The following is a 14,696-nucleotide window of genomic DNA, read 5'->3' on the forward strand; positions in this document are numbered from 1 at the left end:
TCGTTGTTTTCTAGGCCGACTTCTCGGACTAATAAGCGTTTATAATTGGAGGGTTTAAATTGAGTAAGTACATTATTTCTGCTCTTTTGTGTTTGTCTTTCTCTGCTTTATCAGATGACTATGAGGCGATAAATATTGAGCAAGTTGTTTCTGAAAGGTTCGAGTTGGCCTTTCCAAATGAAGATAATATTGAACCGAATATAAGCGATTTTACGGTTATCAACTATATATTGCTGAGTGAAGAGGGAGGCGAGCGTTGGGCTGTTGTAACGTTGAAGAACGAGTCAAGTAGCCGTAGAACATTGACAGAAAAACATTTATTGTCCACTTTGGCGAATGGCGATTACATATTCCCTTCGAATTTTTCTCAGAGCTTTAAAGGTAATGAGGTAATGTCTGTAATCATCAGTTTTGCAGTTAATAAGTTTCCTATTTTGTCTATAAAAACAAGAAAATAACATAACGAATTGTTTAAGAAGGTAGCCAGATGAGGAATTTTTCTTTCTTTAGTTGGGCTGCTGTCTGATTTTCTGAGCGCTTTTTTACAGCGACACTGCTTCCTTTCCCCTAATAAATTATCCTTAAATTACTTCCTATTGAATGACTACTTGGCAAATTAGAGGTTGAACTATGATGTGACGTTACGCAAGGAAGTTAAATGAATATTGAAGGTAAAGGTCTTACAGAACAACAAATACAGTGTTTTATCGATTGTGGCTTTGTAGGGCCGCTGCCTCGATTTGCTAACGAGCTTTTACTTAATGGCGCTGTAAAAGTAGTTAAAGAGATCATCTCTAACCCTAGCGTGCACCCCTTGCATAGACGTTATTCAGTTCATGATTGGCACCTCGTTTCACCCGTCATCGAAGCGCTTGTCACACACCCCACATTAGTGTCTTGTTTGCGATCGTTAGCAGGACAGGATTTGGTGCTGTGGCGGTCGAAAATATGCCATAAAAGATCCCTTGAAACCAGTACTGGTTGGCATGGAGAGTGGGGCGATTTTGATTGGGAAGAAATAGGAAATAACATACCGAGTCTGGGGCCCAATTGTAGAGACAAAGGTTGGTGGAATTTAACCGTTTGGATTGCGTTAACGGATGTTGAAATCGAGTGTGCGCCTCAACGCTTTATTTGTGGTTCTCACAAAAAACAGTACAGAAAAACGATGGTCAGCATGCCTAAGTATGAATTTTGGCGAGACCTTTTTCTAGAGTGCAGTACGGTCGAAGACATTGTTCAACGGGTGAATAATCTCGCCTTGGTTCTAGATGTGGATACTTCTGCCATTTTTCACGATTATGATTGGGTAGGGGAGCCTTACGAAGAGGTAAAAACATATGCCATGGCAAAATTTGAAAAGATGATGGTTAAGAAAACCTTTTGGGTTAATGATGATGACGCCGACATCGTTACCGTGCCTATGAGGAAGGGAGAGTTTGTCATTTTTGCTGAGCGAACAATGCATTGTTCATTGGTCAACATGTCGAACACAGAAAGATTGGCCATGAATATTCGAATCACGACAACGGATGCTGAAATTTACTCCGGTCGACATTTAGGTGACGTTCTTGACGGCTCCAACCTTAACATCTCAGAATACACGAATTTGCTGGTTTCTGGTTTGGATTTGTCTGGTGGTAGGAATAAATACCGCCAAGAGTGAGGAGGTTCCGTTTGCTTTCAGAAAACAGTTACCACGACCATACCCTAATCAACAAGGCTAAAAAACTGGTGGTATCGTTGACGGGAGATAGGCTATATCAACACCTTATCAGCATACTTGATAGGCATAACGAGATCCGTGGCAAGCAAGGAATAAACCTTGTCGCCGCTGATAGTCCAATGAGTCGTCAGGCTCGCTATTTATTAAGCTGCGAGCTTGGTACTCGAGCATCGTGTGGTGAGATAGGCCGTAGGAGTCGCTATTTTACAGGGCTTGATCAAGCGGATGAAATTGAAGCGCTGGCTATTTCACTTATTAACGATCTATTTCAATGTAAACATTCTGACCCAAGACTGATGGGAGGGGTACACGCTAATACGGTGGTGTATTCAATGTTAAAAAAACGTTTTAACATTACAAATATGTTTGCTCTCAATCCATTCTATGGAGGGAATTTATCCAATTATAAAATGGGGCCACCTGGAATACTCGACTACTCGATTATCGATCTCCCTATAGAGCCACAAACTCTGAAAATCGACTTGAATAAATTTGAATACCTTGCGAATGTTCACAAACCGCTTTTAGTGAGTTTGGGCGCTGGGGTACATCTGTTTCCTTTTCCTGTTAGAGAAATCAAAGACATTATTTCGCAGTGGGGGGGCCGTGTGTTTTTTGATGGTGCACACCAAGCGGGGCTTATTGCTGCGGGTGTCTACCCCAACCCGATATTGGAAGGTGCTGATGTTTTTACGGGCTCCACAGGGAAAACGTTCAGTGGGCCTCAAGGCGGAATCATTTGTTGGAATGATGACCACTTGTCCAGGCCTATAGAAACCATGATCTTTCCAACGTTAACCGGATCTCATCAGCTAAATAGAGTCGCTTCACTGGTTGTTACATGCATCGAAATGAGAACTTTTGGTAAAAAGTACATGAGAACAGGCATAAATAACGCCAAACGGCTTGCCTCACTCTTACACAGTGAAGGACTAGAGGTACTCGGCGCACCCGATTACACTGAGACACATCAGATAATAGTAAAATGGTGTTATCCAGAGGGGGCAAAAGCTGCAACGTATCGGCTGGAGAACGTTGGTATATTTGTTAATGCAGTTGCTTTACCGGGCGATGGACATCGGCTTTCAGGTATTCGTATTGGAGTCACCGAAGTGACTCGCTTAGGGATCACCCATAACGCGCTTGTCGTACTTGCTAAGGTCATTGCCGGTTGCCTTCTAACGCGTTGTTTTGATGACCATGCTAGAATCGTCGTGGCAGATTTAGCCAAGGAACTTCAAACGTTCAAATACTGTTTGGATGATACCTGATGCTTTCGGGGGACCGAGTTAATCACGTATATGATAGTGACGTTGCTCTATGTATATATTCTAGGAGCTGCAATATTGTATAGCGTAGCGTAAACAGTATCGAGTGGGAGAAAAATAGGTCTGGTCACAGTGTTTGGTTTGCACATTGGTGGCTACATTCATATTCCCTCGGAAGAGCTGGGTATTTCTGCTGTATTTATCAGTAGCCTTCCTCAACTTTATTTAACAATGCAAAAACTCGGAGGGCTTTACCTTATTTGGCTAGGATTAAAGCGCATTGTAATAACGAAAAACAGTCAGAAAATCTCCTTTTCACCTTGAGGGGATAGTGCCAGAAGAGCCTTTATCGACAGCATTATTGTTGACGTAATTCCCCCCAAAGCCGCGATGTTTTATATCGAATTTCTTTCTCAATTTATTCGAGAAGGCGATAGTGCAGCTGTTTGGTTGCAAATACTGATTTTAGGAACGATTACGAATATCGTATTCAGTAGTGTCTATCTATTAAGTGTAATAATGTCTGATTATTTGCTACGTCGATGTAAGGTAAGTAGTCATTGGATGGCAACTATTTCACGATGGGCAGGAAGTATTTTGATCATACTTGGGTTTCTGGCATTTCTAGGCCATAAATGCCGCTTTATTTCTACGAGGCTTCTGGTTCTTTCAATGTGGGGTAAGTTTGTTGAACCTAAACTTGGAAGTTGTTCATGCCTTATTAATACAGGTTCCATGGAAAAAAAATGGCTACAGTCCGGTGTTCCGTAGGTGGAGCAACGTTGTAGCCTAAATACTGCGTAAAGTGTTAACCAAACAGGAAACTCTTGCTGTTACAACATTTACTACTGTGTGCCTACGTTGGAAAAATATATTGGGTAAAGTTGACCAGTCAACCGACTAGGCTAGTGTTACCCAGGTACCCCTCCTCTCCATCAACTTCATCAACATCAACTTCTTCTTCAACGCTACACAATGCTATGTTGGCTGATTTCGTTCGAATAGTGTAATAAATAATGGGTTATTTATTGATTCTCCGCGTCATATATTTATGAAAATTGATCAACCTAATGACCGTAGTGGTAACAGAAAATGCGTGCTCGGGTGTGTTGTATCAATGAAAAGGTGACATCATCATTTATTCCCTAATGGTACGACCCAGTGACCTTTGTCAATGACGTTGAATCGCTCTAACCCTGGAATAAAGACAGACACCAGCCATATATTGGTGGTTTGAAAAGCGGTATGAAATAGTAGGGTCCAGTTATTATCGTCTAAGGCTTGTATTAAGTTCCTATAATGGGCACTAAACTTGTAATGACTGGTGGGGGATAATGAGGTCAGATCCTTATAGGGGAGCTCGTCTAGACTCGAGAGTTTTATCAATCTGCTTAGTTTAGGCGTACAGCTTAATAAATTAGCTGCTTGGATCTCGCAGTCACGTCGTTTGGTGGTGAAGAGTTCGATGGTTTCCTCCAATTCAAACAATGCTCGCTCAATGGCATGATATTCTGAGTATGAGACGCCTGATGAACGTAGCGCCATCGGGCTGAGGTCGGACAATAGAACACAAGTACAGAAATAAGATCCTAATATTGTTTTCGACATAACGACCGAAACTTGGTCAAGGTTGGGAATGGATAAGGGGTGCACCAATAGAGCCGAGGGTAATTTTATCTTGTAAAATCCCTCCGAACCAGAGGAGGTTTTATGACCAATACACTGTTTGTAAAGCTCACTCATATGATGACATTCGATCACCTCATTTGCTCCATGCAAAATGGCTTCTTCGAACGTTGAACCAGAGGCCCAACCGCTGTTGACTGAATACGGCTTAAGAAATTGAAATGCGTCGCTATTGATAAGAGGCTCTTTATAAAAAGGATTGATGAGCACTTCAGGGATCAGGTAGGTTCGCGCATTGAGAAGAGAGTAATATCGAGAAAACTTCAAAAGCCCATCTTCATATTCTTTAAGAGGCTTCCCAAAAAGACAGTCTTCGTGATGATCTTCTGATCCCAACCAGTAGCGTAAAGAACGAATTGACGTATTGGTTGAAATAAATTGATGTTCCAATAAAAGGTGTTCAAACGCTTCGTAGTATGCCCCAATAATTGCCCAAGGGCCTTTGCCCGCCCCCGAGGCTAAGAATTCGTTTTTCGAATTGAATAATTGAACGGTTGCCACTAGATAATTACGGCTTGTTGTAAGAGAGGAGTCTATGTCGTGCGCCTCAAACCATTTTACAATGTTTTCAATAGCTTGATTGGCATTCATTTGACGTTCTGTTGGTACGATGTCCATCATCAACTCCTTATTTAGTGTTATCGTAGAAGGTCTTTAATTGACGCTTATTGCTGTTAATCGTGTATAGCCGAGGGCGTAGGCTTAATTAATCCTTATGGAATAACTTGGATTGGTTTCGCTATAATAATTTCCCATCTTTATGGTGCCCTTATTGGTGATGTACGTTTTATTAGCCAGTGGATTTATATAAACATGCACCTCGATTGTTAAGGAGTAATTTATCGCTATTTAAGTATTGGAAATTGGCATTTTCCTTCTGAAAGTAGCGACTTATTTGGTCTCAGGGATATAAGACTGTTATTTGCTATTTAATTTGGTGCAGGGGAAGTCCTGTTAACCAACCCCTGATGCTTGGTAAAAGTGATGAATAAATAATAATTAATTAGCAGTAAGGCTATTTACTGTATCGGTGTTTCCTGCCAGTTTTCTTATTGTAAAAAGACAAGCATGCGTTGTTACAGCGAGGGGATTAGGGAGGAAAATAATGGCGCTTATTGATGAATTAAAAGAGATATTGCGACAAATGGCACCCTATGGTTGGGGGGATCTTTTTAGTCAGCATGGGCTCAATATCTGTGCTTCAGATCTCTCTTCTGAACTTCAAAAACCACTGTACGTTAATCGAACGATTCCTGGTTTTAGAGAGTTTGCTCAGGAAGGTAATCAGGCCATTACGCCATCGAAACCCGCGCATAGTCTGTTGTACCATGCTTTTGCCTCGCCGCTCGTGATGTGGGCTGACAAAGAAAAAAAAATTCCTTTAACTCAATTTCCTTCGTTACATGCTCTAAATGTGATTGAAAATAATGTTTTCGCCTTAGCGAATTTGAAACTAGACCAGTTACAGCAGTACTTAGACTCAAAAGAATGTGCCGTAGTCGTATTCGCCAATCAATATCGAGTTTCTAATGAAACCGTCCACAAGAAACATGCTGATATGGTGTACTCTCGAACGGGGATCACTCGCGTAGGAGATGCGCCTCCATGCTACGATGAAAAACGACGAAGTTTTGTCTCGAGATTCGCTGATGATCCTCATCGTACGCGCGTTTTACCTGCAAAGTACGATGCTTATCTGGCGATGAAGGTAAAAGGCAGTAAATCTATATTAGGACATCGCTTGAATGTGGGTCAGCGAGGCGATCCTTTTTCCTCTTATCAAGATGAACAGTTAGATTTTTGGCTACCGATCCACAAACTTTTTAATGGGAGTGAGTGTGTAAAAGGGTTGAACTTAAATCTGGAATATTCAACATACCACGCCAACGAAAAGATTAAGAAGGTACACGATTTTCTGTCGGACGGTATGGATCTAAAAGTCGGTAGTAAACCAGAACAACGGGGTAGTTACCCGTTTAAAGTAAATGAAAACATTGCAGATTATGACGCTGAGTTGGGAATACTATGTCCGGCCATACACGCCGAATTGATACAGGTAGCCAAATCTGAAGAAAAACTTGTTGGTCTCAGAAAGCCTTTTTCACTCTCCTTGATGAACAGACGCCACCAGATCAATTTGTGTCACTCTAGCTTACGTTTGATGCCTCGCGCTGTCCCCATTGCGAGTCGAATAAAAGCAGGCGAAAACTTGTCGATTTTTCCACGATCGACACCAGAGTTTTTGTATATAAGGCATGCCATCAAAAACCAATTCACAGGGATGACGCAAGATGTAAACTGGCAAGATGATCTTAAGACCTACCTAGAATCAAATGAAGATAACATTCTTCATTATGTCGATCATTCAGGGGACGGTTACGTTAAGGTTTCGACGATTCATGGCGGAGGGAGACTAAACCGTTGTCTCAATATTGCGGCTTATTCTATCGTTTCAGCTCCGGATTTTTTGCCGTACTGCCGACAAACTGAAATATTTGATGATAAGGATATTAAGCCTCTTTGGTCTACACGTCCTTTCGCTTTGTCAGATACACGTTTACTTCCCAACATACAAAGTCACCCTGTTCTATATCATGATCATATCGGCCTATTAGATACTTGTACGGCCATTATTTCAACGCGTGGTAATGGAAAGCGGTTTCAGACTAAGTCTGAAGGAAAAGGGCAGCAGATATCTTATCTTCCGGATAGTGCTACGGGTGTGTTCTGTGCTGGGTGGGATACAAGCTTTGATGTGTTCTATTGTAAAGGTGTGTACACCCCACATCTTGCAGCATATGGGATCGCGAGTCCTTATTCTGAAGCTGCTGCGGATGCGTTTTCGTTGAGATCTGGTATCAAACCCGATATTACGCGTTCATTTTGGTCAAACCACAATTATAGATACACGGTGGTGCCATTAACGGATCAAGAAATAGGGGTGAATGGTGGAGTGGGGTGGGATGGTGAAATTGGTCCTATTTTGTTTACCGAAGATGAAAAACTGTTGGTTTCGTATGCGGATTTCGACAGAGTAGATTACACAAAGAACACCATTGGACATCGGATAAATTACGACATTCTTGCCCAGATCGACACGAAGGAATTCCTGGAGCGAGTTAAGAACTTTGCTTTGGTGAAAAGAGACCCTAGGGTAACGATAAAAATGAAATTGTTAAGCTACATAATCACTCGTACTAACGATATTCGAGTTGAACGTTATTTATTCTCAGAAGTTATTGATACCGGCCGTCGAGATTGTTTCCGAGTGATCACCGAACGCAAAAACTCAGTTTGTTTAGAGCTGACGAGCCCGCTAGGTTCTATACGCTCACTCCCCATTTGAGGTACTGAATGAACGAGCACATGGCAGGGCCAAAATGGGGTCAATTGCTGTTGGTCATCGTAAGGCGCCTCATAGCTTCTTATTAATATGCTTTGCTTCTCAGTTTGTATCAGTGTGAGACCCTGATTTCGTAGCTCCGAACAAGAATACTTGATAAATATCAGACTAATTAACTGCTTAGGTTGATTTGGTGCCTGGTGAGAAGTCGAAACTTGTCGGTGAATATTGAACATCGCTACAATTTTTTGTCCATGTGATGTTCACTGACAACACAACAACAATTGGTATCAATGATGGCAAAAACTTGGCTGGTATCTACTGTGAGCGCTACATTGCTTGGCGGTGGCGTCTATTTATATTTGCAATCTTCGGTTCAACCGAATGATTTCACCACACTCTCTGCGGTAGCAAGAACCATTGAAAAACAAGCCATAGCGGTCGGCAAAATTGTTCCGGCGCACTCGGTGTTAATTAAGTCGCAGATTAACGGTATCGTGGGCGAAATCTACGTTAAAGTTGGTGAGGAAGTTAAACAGGGCCAACCGTTGATTAAAGTGCGTCCAAATCCTACCCCTAAAGCTCTTACGCTAGCTTTTACAGAGTTGAAGCGTAGCGAAGCGGACTTGGAGTCGCACAAACAAAAACTGGCTAACTGGGAAGGCTTGGTGAAGCAGAAAATCATCCCAAAAAACTTTGACGCTTATGTCAGTGCACGTTCAGCGGTGAAATCAGAACAAGCGAACGTCCAACAAAAGCGTCATAACCTAGAGTTGATCCATAGCGGTGAAGCCTCTATCGGTGACGCTCGTGTGACCTCAACCATCACTGCGTCAATTGATGGCACGGTATTGAACCGAAAAGTTGAAGTTGGTGAGCCCATCATCTCGACAGAATCGAGCCAAACCGCGACAGAAATGATGTCATTGGCTGACATGAATAACCTGATCTTTAAAGGTCATGTCAGTGAATATGATGCAGCACAACTTTCTCAGGGTATGGCGGTAATGGTTGCTGTTGCTCCTTATCCCGATGTCGAAATATCGGGCGTGATCACGAAAGTGGCGATTCAGTCCGAGAGCCTAAACTCGTCAGGCAACAATTCGAAGGGGGAGAAAAGCTTTGATAATGGATTTGAAGTGGAAGTGGGTGAGCTCAACATTCCACAAGACGTTCGACTACGTTCGGGCTTCTCCTCAACCGCTCAAATTACCTTGAAGCGATCCGAGAATGTAGTAACCGTCCCTGAGCGCGCCCTGCAATTTGATGGCGATACGCCATACGTGCTGATCCCGGATAGCTCTAGGCAAGGTTTCCGAAAGCAGAAAGTGACGTTGGGCTTGTCCAATGGTATCCATGTTGAAGTGTTGGATGGTGTCGAATTAGATGACCAAATTATCGACAACAGCATGATGATGGGAGTACCACATGGTTAAGTTCCCCATATCTAGGTTCGGGTGTTTGATCTTGGCTACGACCGTCAGTTTACCGAGCGACGCGATCTCAATTGAACAAGCTTGGCACCAGACGAAACAAAACGATCCCGGTTACAAAAAAGCCAAGATAAGTGTCCAAGTTAGTGACGCTGGCGTGGACGCTATGCGAAGTCCACTATTACCCAGTTTGGGTGCAAGGGCATCGGTAGGGTGGAGTGAGTCAGCAACGACCCCTCCTAATTATGGGGCATCCCTTAATCAGACCATTTGGGACAGTAGTGCGTGGTCAGGTTTGGATAAAGCCAAAGCCGGTTATATCAAAGCTAAGTTAAGTCTTACCTTGTATTACAATGATTTAGCAGGGAAGCTGCTTTTGTGTTACTTGGATGTGGCAAGTGCGCAGAGCGAAATCCAATTGGCGAAATCCAAACTAGAAAAATCCAGCAAGCTGCTGATGATTATTGAGAAGCGTTACCTTGCAGGTAAAGTGAAATCGGTCGATGTCGAAGAGATCAGCGCCAATCACGTCGAGGCAAAAGCAGGGTTGTTGAATGCTCGAGCTGAACTAGAAGTCAACCGCGTCAAACTGGCGGCGTTAACCAACCTACTCCCGAAAAATGTCGATCAAATCCGCACGGAACCTCTCGTTCAACCCCCAATGCGCTTAGAGTCTAAACAGCAGTGGGTGAAGTTAGCTAAAGACAGTAACCCAAAACTCTTGGTAGCAATGCAGAATGTCAAAACCAGCGAGTTAGAGAAAAAGGAGGCGACAGGAGGCTATTACCCAAAGCTCACCAGTAGCGTAGGGTATGATAGCAAAACCGAGGAATTTCGCGCCGGCGTTACTCTCGATGTGCCAATTGATATAAACGGCGCGATAAGCGCCAAAGTCGATACCGCATCACTCAACGTTCTCATTGCGAGACAAAATCTACGTGAAGTAGAAATCGATATTCAACAACGCGTAACCCAACAGTTTATTCAAGTGGATATCAACTGGGATAGAGTGTTGATCGCGAACGAACTAGTAACGTCACACGAGAAAGTGCTGAGTAGTAAAGAGAAGCTCTACGAGGCAGGCTTGACCGAAGTATCGGAAGTGATCAACGCATACAATCAATTGTTCGAGTCAAAACATAAATTACAAACCCACTTATACAACTATTGGCGTCAACGCATCGGCTTATTGAAGATCGCAGGTAAGTTGGATGATGATTCCATGGCATTGATTTCCAAGTTTTTTAGTTCATGACAAGTTTATTACAGCAAACATGGCAAACGCTGGTGGCGCATCGTGTGAAAAGTATGTTGGCCATTATTGCCATTGCTTGGGGGGTGATATCCGTCGTGGTGCTGATCGCGTTGGGTGAGGGCTTTTATCGCTATCAAATTCAGCAGTTGTCGTTTATGGCCAAGAATGTGCAATCTGCGTACCCACGGAGCACGAGTAAACCATGGCAAGGAATGCCTTCAAGACGCCCAATTCATATTCCGCAAGAGAAGGTCGATATGATCACACAGTCAGGTTTTGTCGAGGCGGCAGTCAGCGTTTACGCCAAAATGGATGCGACCGTAACCAACGACAAAGGACAGAGCTTAACAAACTATGTGAACGGCATCTCACCGCCTCACTTCTCTATGACGCTACAAAAGCTAGAACTGGGTTCTCGCAACTTTACACCGAGTGATATGGCTAACCACACACGCGTTGCTGTGTTAGGCGCTCATATCGCACAAGTGAGTGAAATCCACATTGGGCAAAAGATCAAAGTAAATGGAATCCCTTTTGGGGTGATAGGTATCATCAAAGACGAAGACGCGAGCAGCATGTATATTGACGGCCAGATCGTTTTCATCCCTTATACCACGTATCTCGACTTGTGGGAGGATAAGCCAATATCGCTGATGTTAAAGCCTATCAGCGGTATGGCGGAGCCGGTTTTCCGACAGGGCATCGTTACCTTTTATGCAAAGCAGTTGCGCTTTGATCCCACAGATAACGAAGCCCTTAACCTACCGGACTGGAGTGAACGCAGTGCCCTGTATGAGAGTATTTTTCGGGGCATTCAACTCTTTCTTGGTGCGAGCGGAGCAATGACCATGGCGGTTGGTGCGCTTGGAGTGGCCAACATTATGTTCCTTTCTGTAACGGAACGGACGAGAGAAATCGGTGTGCGGTTAGCGATTGGCGCCACACAAAAATCGATACTTACTCAATTTATACTCGAAGGTTTATTTTTGGTTATGGTCGGCACCGTGTTTGGCTTGACGATCGCCTATATGACGGTTGATTTACTTGCGTTTATGGCTTTGCCTAATTGGCTAGGGTCTCCCGTTATCACGCCTAATTCCATTGTTTGGTCATTATTAGTGACACTTGTTCTAGCATTGTTGGCGTCTTATTTCCCTGCAAGAAGAGCATCGCGTCTTGCGCCAGTGGTGGCTTTGAGTGCGAGGGCATAATCATGTTGTTACCAATGAGACAAATATTTCAAGAGATGGCCGCAGAAAAACTTCGTTTGGGATTGACCATTGTTGCTGTCACATGGGCGACACTGTGTATCGCAGCCTTGTTGGCGGTGGGCGAAGGCATTCTCCAGGGCGTAATGAGAACGGCGAAAAATGGGAACGGTAACCTGATTCATTTGAGCGCTGGTCGGATAAGTGTCGATTATGGCGCGTTTTACGAAGGCAAATTAATGATCTTAAAACTGGACGATACGGAAGTGATTCAAGCTCTCCCAGAAGTGAAAAGCGTTTCATCAACGGCAAGGTGGACGGAGCGTATTACCCATGGTGACCGCAGCGCATGGCAGGAACCATTGGCCGTGACAACAGAATTTGCCTCCATGACGAATCTAGTCCCAATGGAGGGTGGGCGCTGGCTAAACCCGTTTGACCAAAAGCACAGACGCAAAGTCGTTGTATTGGGTTACACGTTGGCTGCAAATTTGTTCAACTCTTCCAATGAGTTCTCATGGTATGCGCCAGAGGTATTACAAAGCGACCCTGTTGGAAAAACGGTAAAGATTGGCAGTGAAGCGTTCACAGTGATTGGCGTGTTAAAAAAAAACAGTGCTCTAGTCGAGCTGGGCGAACAGATCAATTATTCCAGCTTTGTGCCATTAACAACGTGGAAGCGTTTTTATCTCAATGGTGAAATCGAAGGCATTAATGTCGAGCCACAAGCGAGCGCAGACCGAAAAAAACTTGCTGCCACTATTCGCCAAATCATGGCTCGTAAGTATGGTGTCAGCAGCAGTGATACTCAGGCGGTGCAAATTATAGATATGCTCCTACGCCAAAAAAGCATGCAGCAATTCTTGATTGGCTTACAAAGCTTCCTTGGCATCATTGGTTTTGTCACTCTTGCTGTAGCGGGTGTCGGGATTGCTAATGTGATGTATGCCACTGTGAAACGGTCTACCCGAGACATAGGCGTGCGAATGGCTGTCGGTGCGACTCCTACCGCCATTCGTCTGCACTATTTAGTGCAATCTTTGATGACCATGATGTTAGGCGGCGTATTGGGTTTGGGCGTCACTTATGCGCTTGTATCGGTAATAGGCGCGATAAGTCTAGAAGGAAACAAGTTCTATGAGGAACTAGGCAAACCAGTCCCTGAACTGTCTTGGGGCGTTGTTGCAATTGTGATTTCCACCTTAGTGTTCGTTGGCGTCGTATCTGCTTGGCTGCCAGCGCACCGAGCCGCAAAAGTGAGCCCATTGGAGGCATTACAAAGTGAATAGCAAGAACTCTGGAAAGATCATGTCGTGTAAGCGGCTTGTTGAGCTCACCAATATATGTAAATACTATTCAAGCGGAGAAACGGAAGTACGCGCATTAGATGGCGTTGACTTAACCATTCAACAAGGTGAATTTCTGGCCATTCTTGGTCCCTCGGGCTCAGGAAAATCGACATTGATGAACATGCTTGGCTGCCTAGATAAACCGACCGACGGACAATACCAACTTGGTGGTCAAAACGTGGCGAACCAAAGTGCAAATGAATTAGCAAGGATTCGAAACCAGAAGATAGGGTTTGTATTCCAGAGTTTTAATTTACTGGAATACGCTACTGCATTGGATAATGTCGCATTGCCTTTGGTGTATTCGGGTATCAAAGCGAAAGAGCGTCGCCAACGTGCAGCCAAATTATTAGAGCAAGTAGGGTTAGGCGACCGCTTAAACCACAAACCAAATCAACTCTCAGGCGGCCAAAAGCAAAGAGTCGCCATAGCCAGAGCTCTCGTCAACGATCCCGAGATCATCCTAGCTGATGAGCCAACAGGTGCGCTAGATTCAAAATCTGGTGCGGGGGTTTTAGCTTTGTTTAATCAACTCCACTGCGAAGGCAGAACTCTTATCATCGTTACCCACGATAACGCCTTAGCAGACCATACCAAGCGTATCATCACGATTAAAGACGGCATGGTGGTTTCGGATACCGAGAGGTAGTCGCGACATTCACTAAGTTGTTATAAACGGTTTACCGTGATCGATGAGCGAGATCAAGTGCCAACCACAACGTAAAAAGCGCACTGAGCGAAATAGGAAGCCCTAGCGCTTCCAGTTACTTCTATTCGCGTAGTCACGTTGATTAATGAGATTGCCCAATGATCATCAACAACCAAGTTAGGGGAGCTTAAAAGCCGCTCTCGCTATCTACTGATGACCTTGTTAATGGGGTTGATAAAATTGAATCAAGAAGTTCTGATTCAATAATTGTTGAGTTCAGAAATGAGAGAAATAAAGAGGCTACAGAACGCTCTATTGGGGGGAGCGCTCTGTAGCCAAACACAGCATATAGTGGAATGGAGACCAAAATGAAACAGCATTTCCTTGCGCGACATACTGTTACTGCTGCGTACAACCATGAATAAACGAGCGGGGGGAGTGTCGCTAGGCAAAACGACACAGGCTAGGTTGGCTAGGTTGTACCCACTTATTTATTCACACCACTGAAGATGACAGGTATTAGAGGGTGGATGTAGTAATTAATGGTTATTTATAGGTAATCAATTACTACACCCAGAAAACACGCCCGCTACCCAATATAAGGAATGCTGTTGAATGTCTACTCTGAAAATTAGACTCAATTGACCTGATAAAAATGAAAAGGGAGATAGAAAACGGCGGCTTTATCAAAGCATAATTTATTCATAACTAATTACCCATCCTTAGACGCTGAGGCTAACCTATTTGCTCATTAAAGGTAATGACAAGGTTATTTTTAT

General features: G+C 43.7%; 10 protein-coding genes. 9 read left to right on the top strand and 1 reads right to left on the bottom strand.

Features of this window, described 5'->3' with window-relative positions:
* The first annotated feature begins 59 nt into the window (after positions 1-59).
* The 3 genes from L4C54_RS19750 (at position 60) to L4C54_RS19760 (ending at position 2,997) form a co-directional block, all read left to right on the top strand.
* On the top strand, positions 60-458 hold the full coding sequence (locus L4C54_RS19750) for a hypothetical protein (protein ID WP_428800150.1): 399 nt from the start codon (positions 60-62) through the stop codon (positions 456-458).
* 200 nt (positions 459-658) lie between these two features.
* Positions 659-1,666, top strand: a complete 1,008-nt coding sequence (locus tag L4C54_RS19755) for a phytanoyl-CoA dioxygenase family protein (protein WP_428809493.1) — start codon at positions 659-661, stop codon at positions 1,664-1,666.
* Between the two features lie 11 nt (positions 1,667-1,677).
* Positions 1,678-2,997 carry a serine hydroxymethyltransferase gene (locus tag L4C54_RS19760; RefSeq protein WP_428809494.1) on the top strand — a complete coding sequence of 440 codons (1,320 nt, stop codon included), beginning with the start codon at positions 1,678-1,680 and terminating at the stop codon, positions 2,995-2,997.
* Between the two features lie 1,131 nt (positions 2,998-4,128).
* Here the strand turns inward: L4C54_RS19760 and L4C54_RS19765 are convergent.
* Positions 4,129-5,301 (bottom strand): YcaO-like family protein, encoded by a 1,173-nt coding sequence (locus tag L4C54_RS19765; RefSeq protein ID WP_428809495.1) that lies wholly within the window; start codon positions 5,299-5,301, stop codon positions 4,129-4,131.
* Between the two features lie 484 nt (positions 5,302-5,785).
* On the opposite strand from L4C54_RS19765, the gene L4C54_RS19770 reads away from it, so the two are divergent.
* The 6 genes from L4C54_RS19770 to L4C54_RS19795 all read left to right on the top strand — a co-directional run bounded on the left by L4C54_RS19770 (position 5,786) and on the right by L4C54_RS19795 (position 13,917).
* Positions 5,786-8,026 (top strand): hypothetical protein, encoded by a 2,241-nt coding sequence (locus tag L4C54_RS19770; protein ID WP_428809496.1) that lies wholly within the window; start codon positions 5,786-5,788, stop codon positions 8,024-8,026.
* Between the two features lie 293 nt (positions 8,027-8,319).
* Positions 8,320-9,459, top strand: coding sequence for an efflux RND transporter periplasmic adaptor subunit (locus L4C54_RS19775; protein WP_428809526.1), 1,140 nt, complete (start codon positions 8,320-8,322; stop codon positions 9,457-9,459).
* On the top strand, positions 9,452-10,711 hold the full coding sequence (locus L4C54_RS19780) for a TolC family protein (protein ID WP_428809497.1): 1,260 nt from the start codon (positions 9,452-9,454) through the stop codon (positions 10,709-10,711). Before L4C54_RS19775 ends, L4C54_RS19780 begins: the two co-directional genes overlap by 8 nt.
* Entirely contained in the window at positions 10,708-11,922 is a 1,215-nt protein-coding gene (locus L4C54_RS19785) for an ABC transporter permease (RefSeq protein WP_428809498.1), read from the top strand. The genes L4C54_RS19780 and L4C54_RS19785 overlap by 4 nt, the downstream gene beginning before the upstream one ends.
* A 2-nt stretch (positions 11,923-11,924) precedes the next feature.
* A complete protein-coding gene (locus L4C54_RS19790; RefSeq protein ID WP_428809499.1) occupies positions 11,925-13,208 on the top strand; it encodes an ABC transporter permease in 1,284 nt (427 codons plus the stop codon).
* Positions 13,209-13,227: 19 nt separating this feature from the next.
* The gene (locus L4C54_RS19795; protein WP_428809527.1) at positions 13,228-13,917 is read left to right on the top strand and encodes an ABC transporter ATP-binding protein; all 690 of its coding nucleotides are present in this window, start codon (positions 13,228-13,230) and stop codon (positions 13,915-13,917) included.
* Positions 13,918-14,696 lie beyond the last annotated feature (779 nt).

The organism is Vibrio lamellibrachiae (assembly GCF_050337265.1).
Lineage (GTDB): Bacteria > Pseudomonadota > Gammaproteobacteria > Enterobacterales > Vibrionaceae > Vibrio > Vibrio kyushuensis.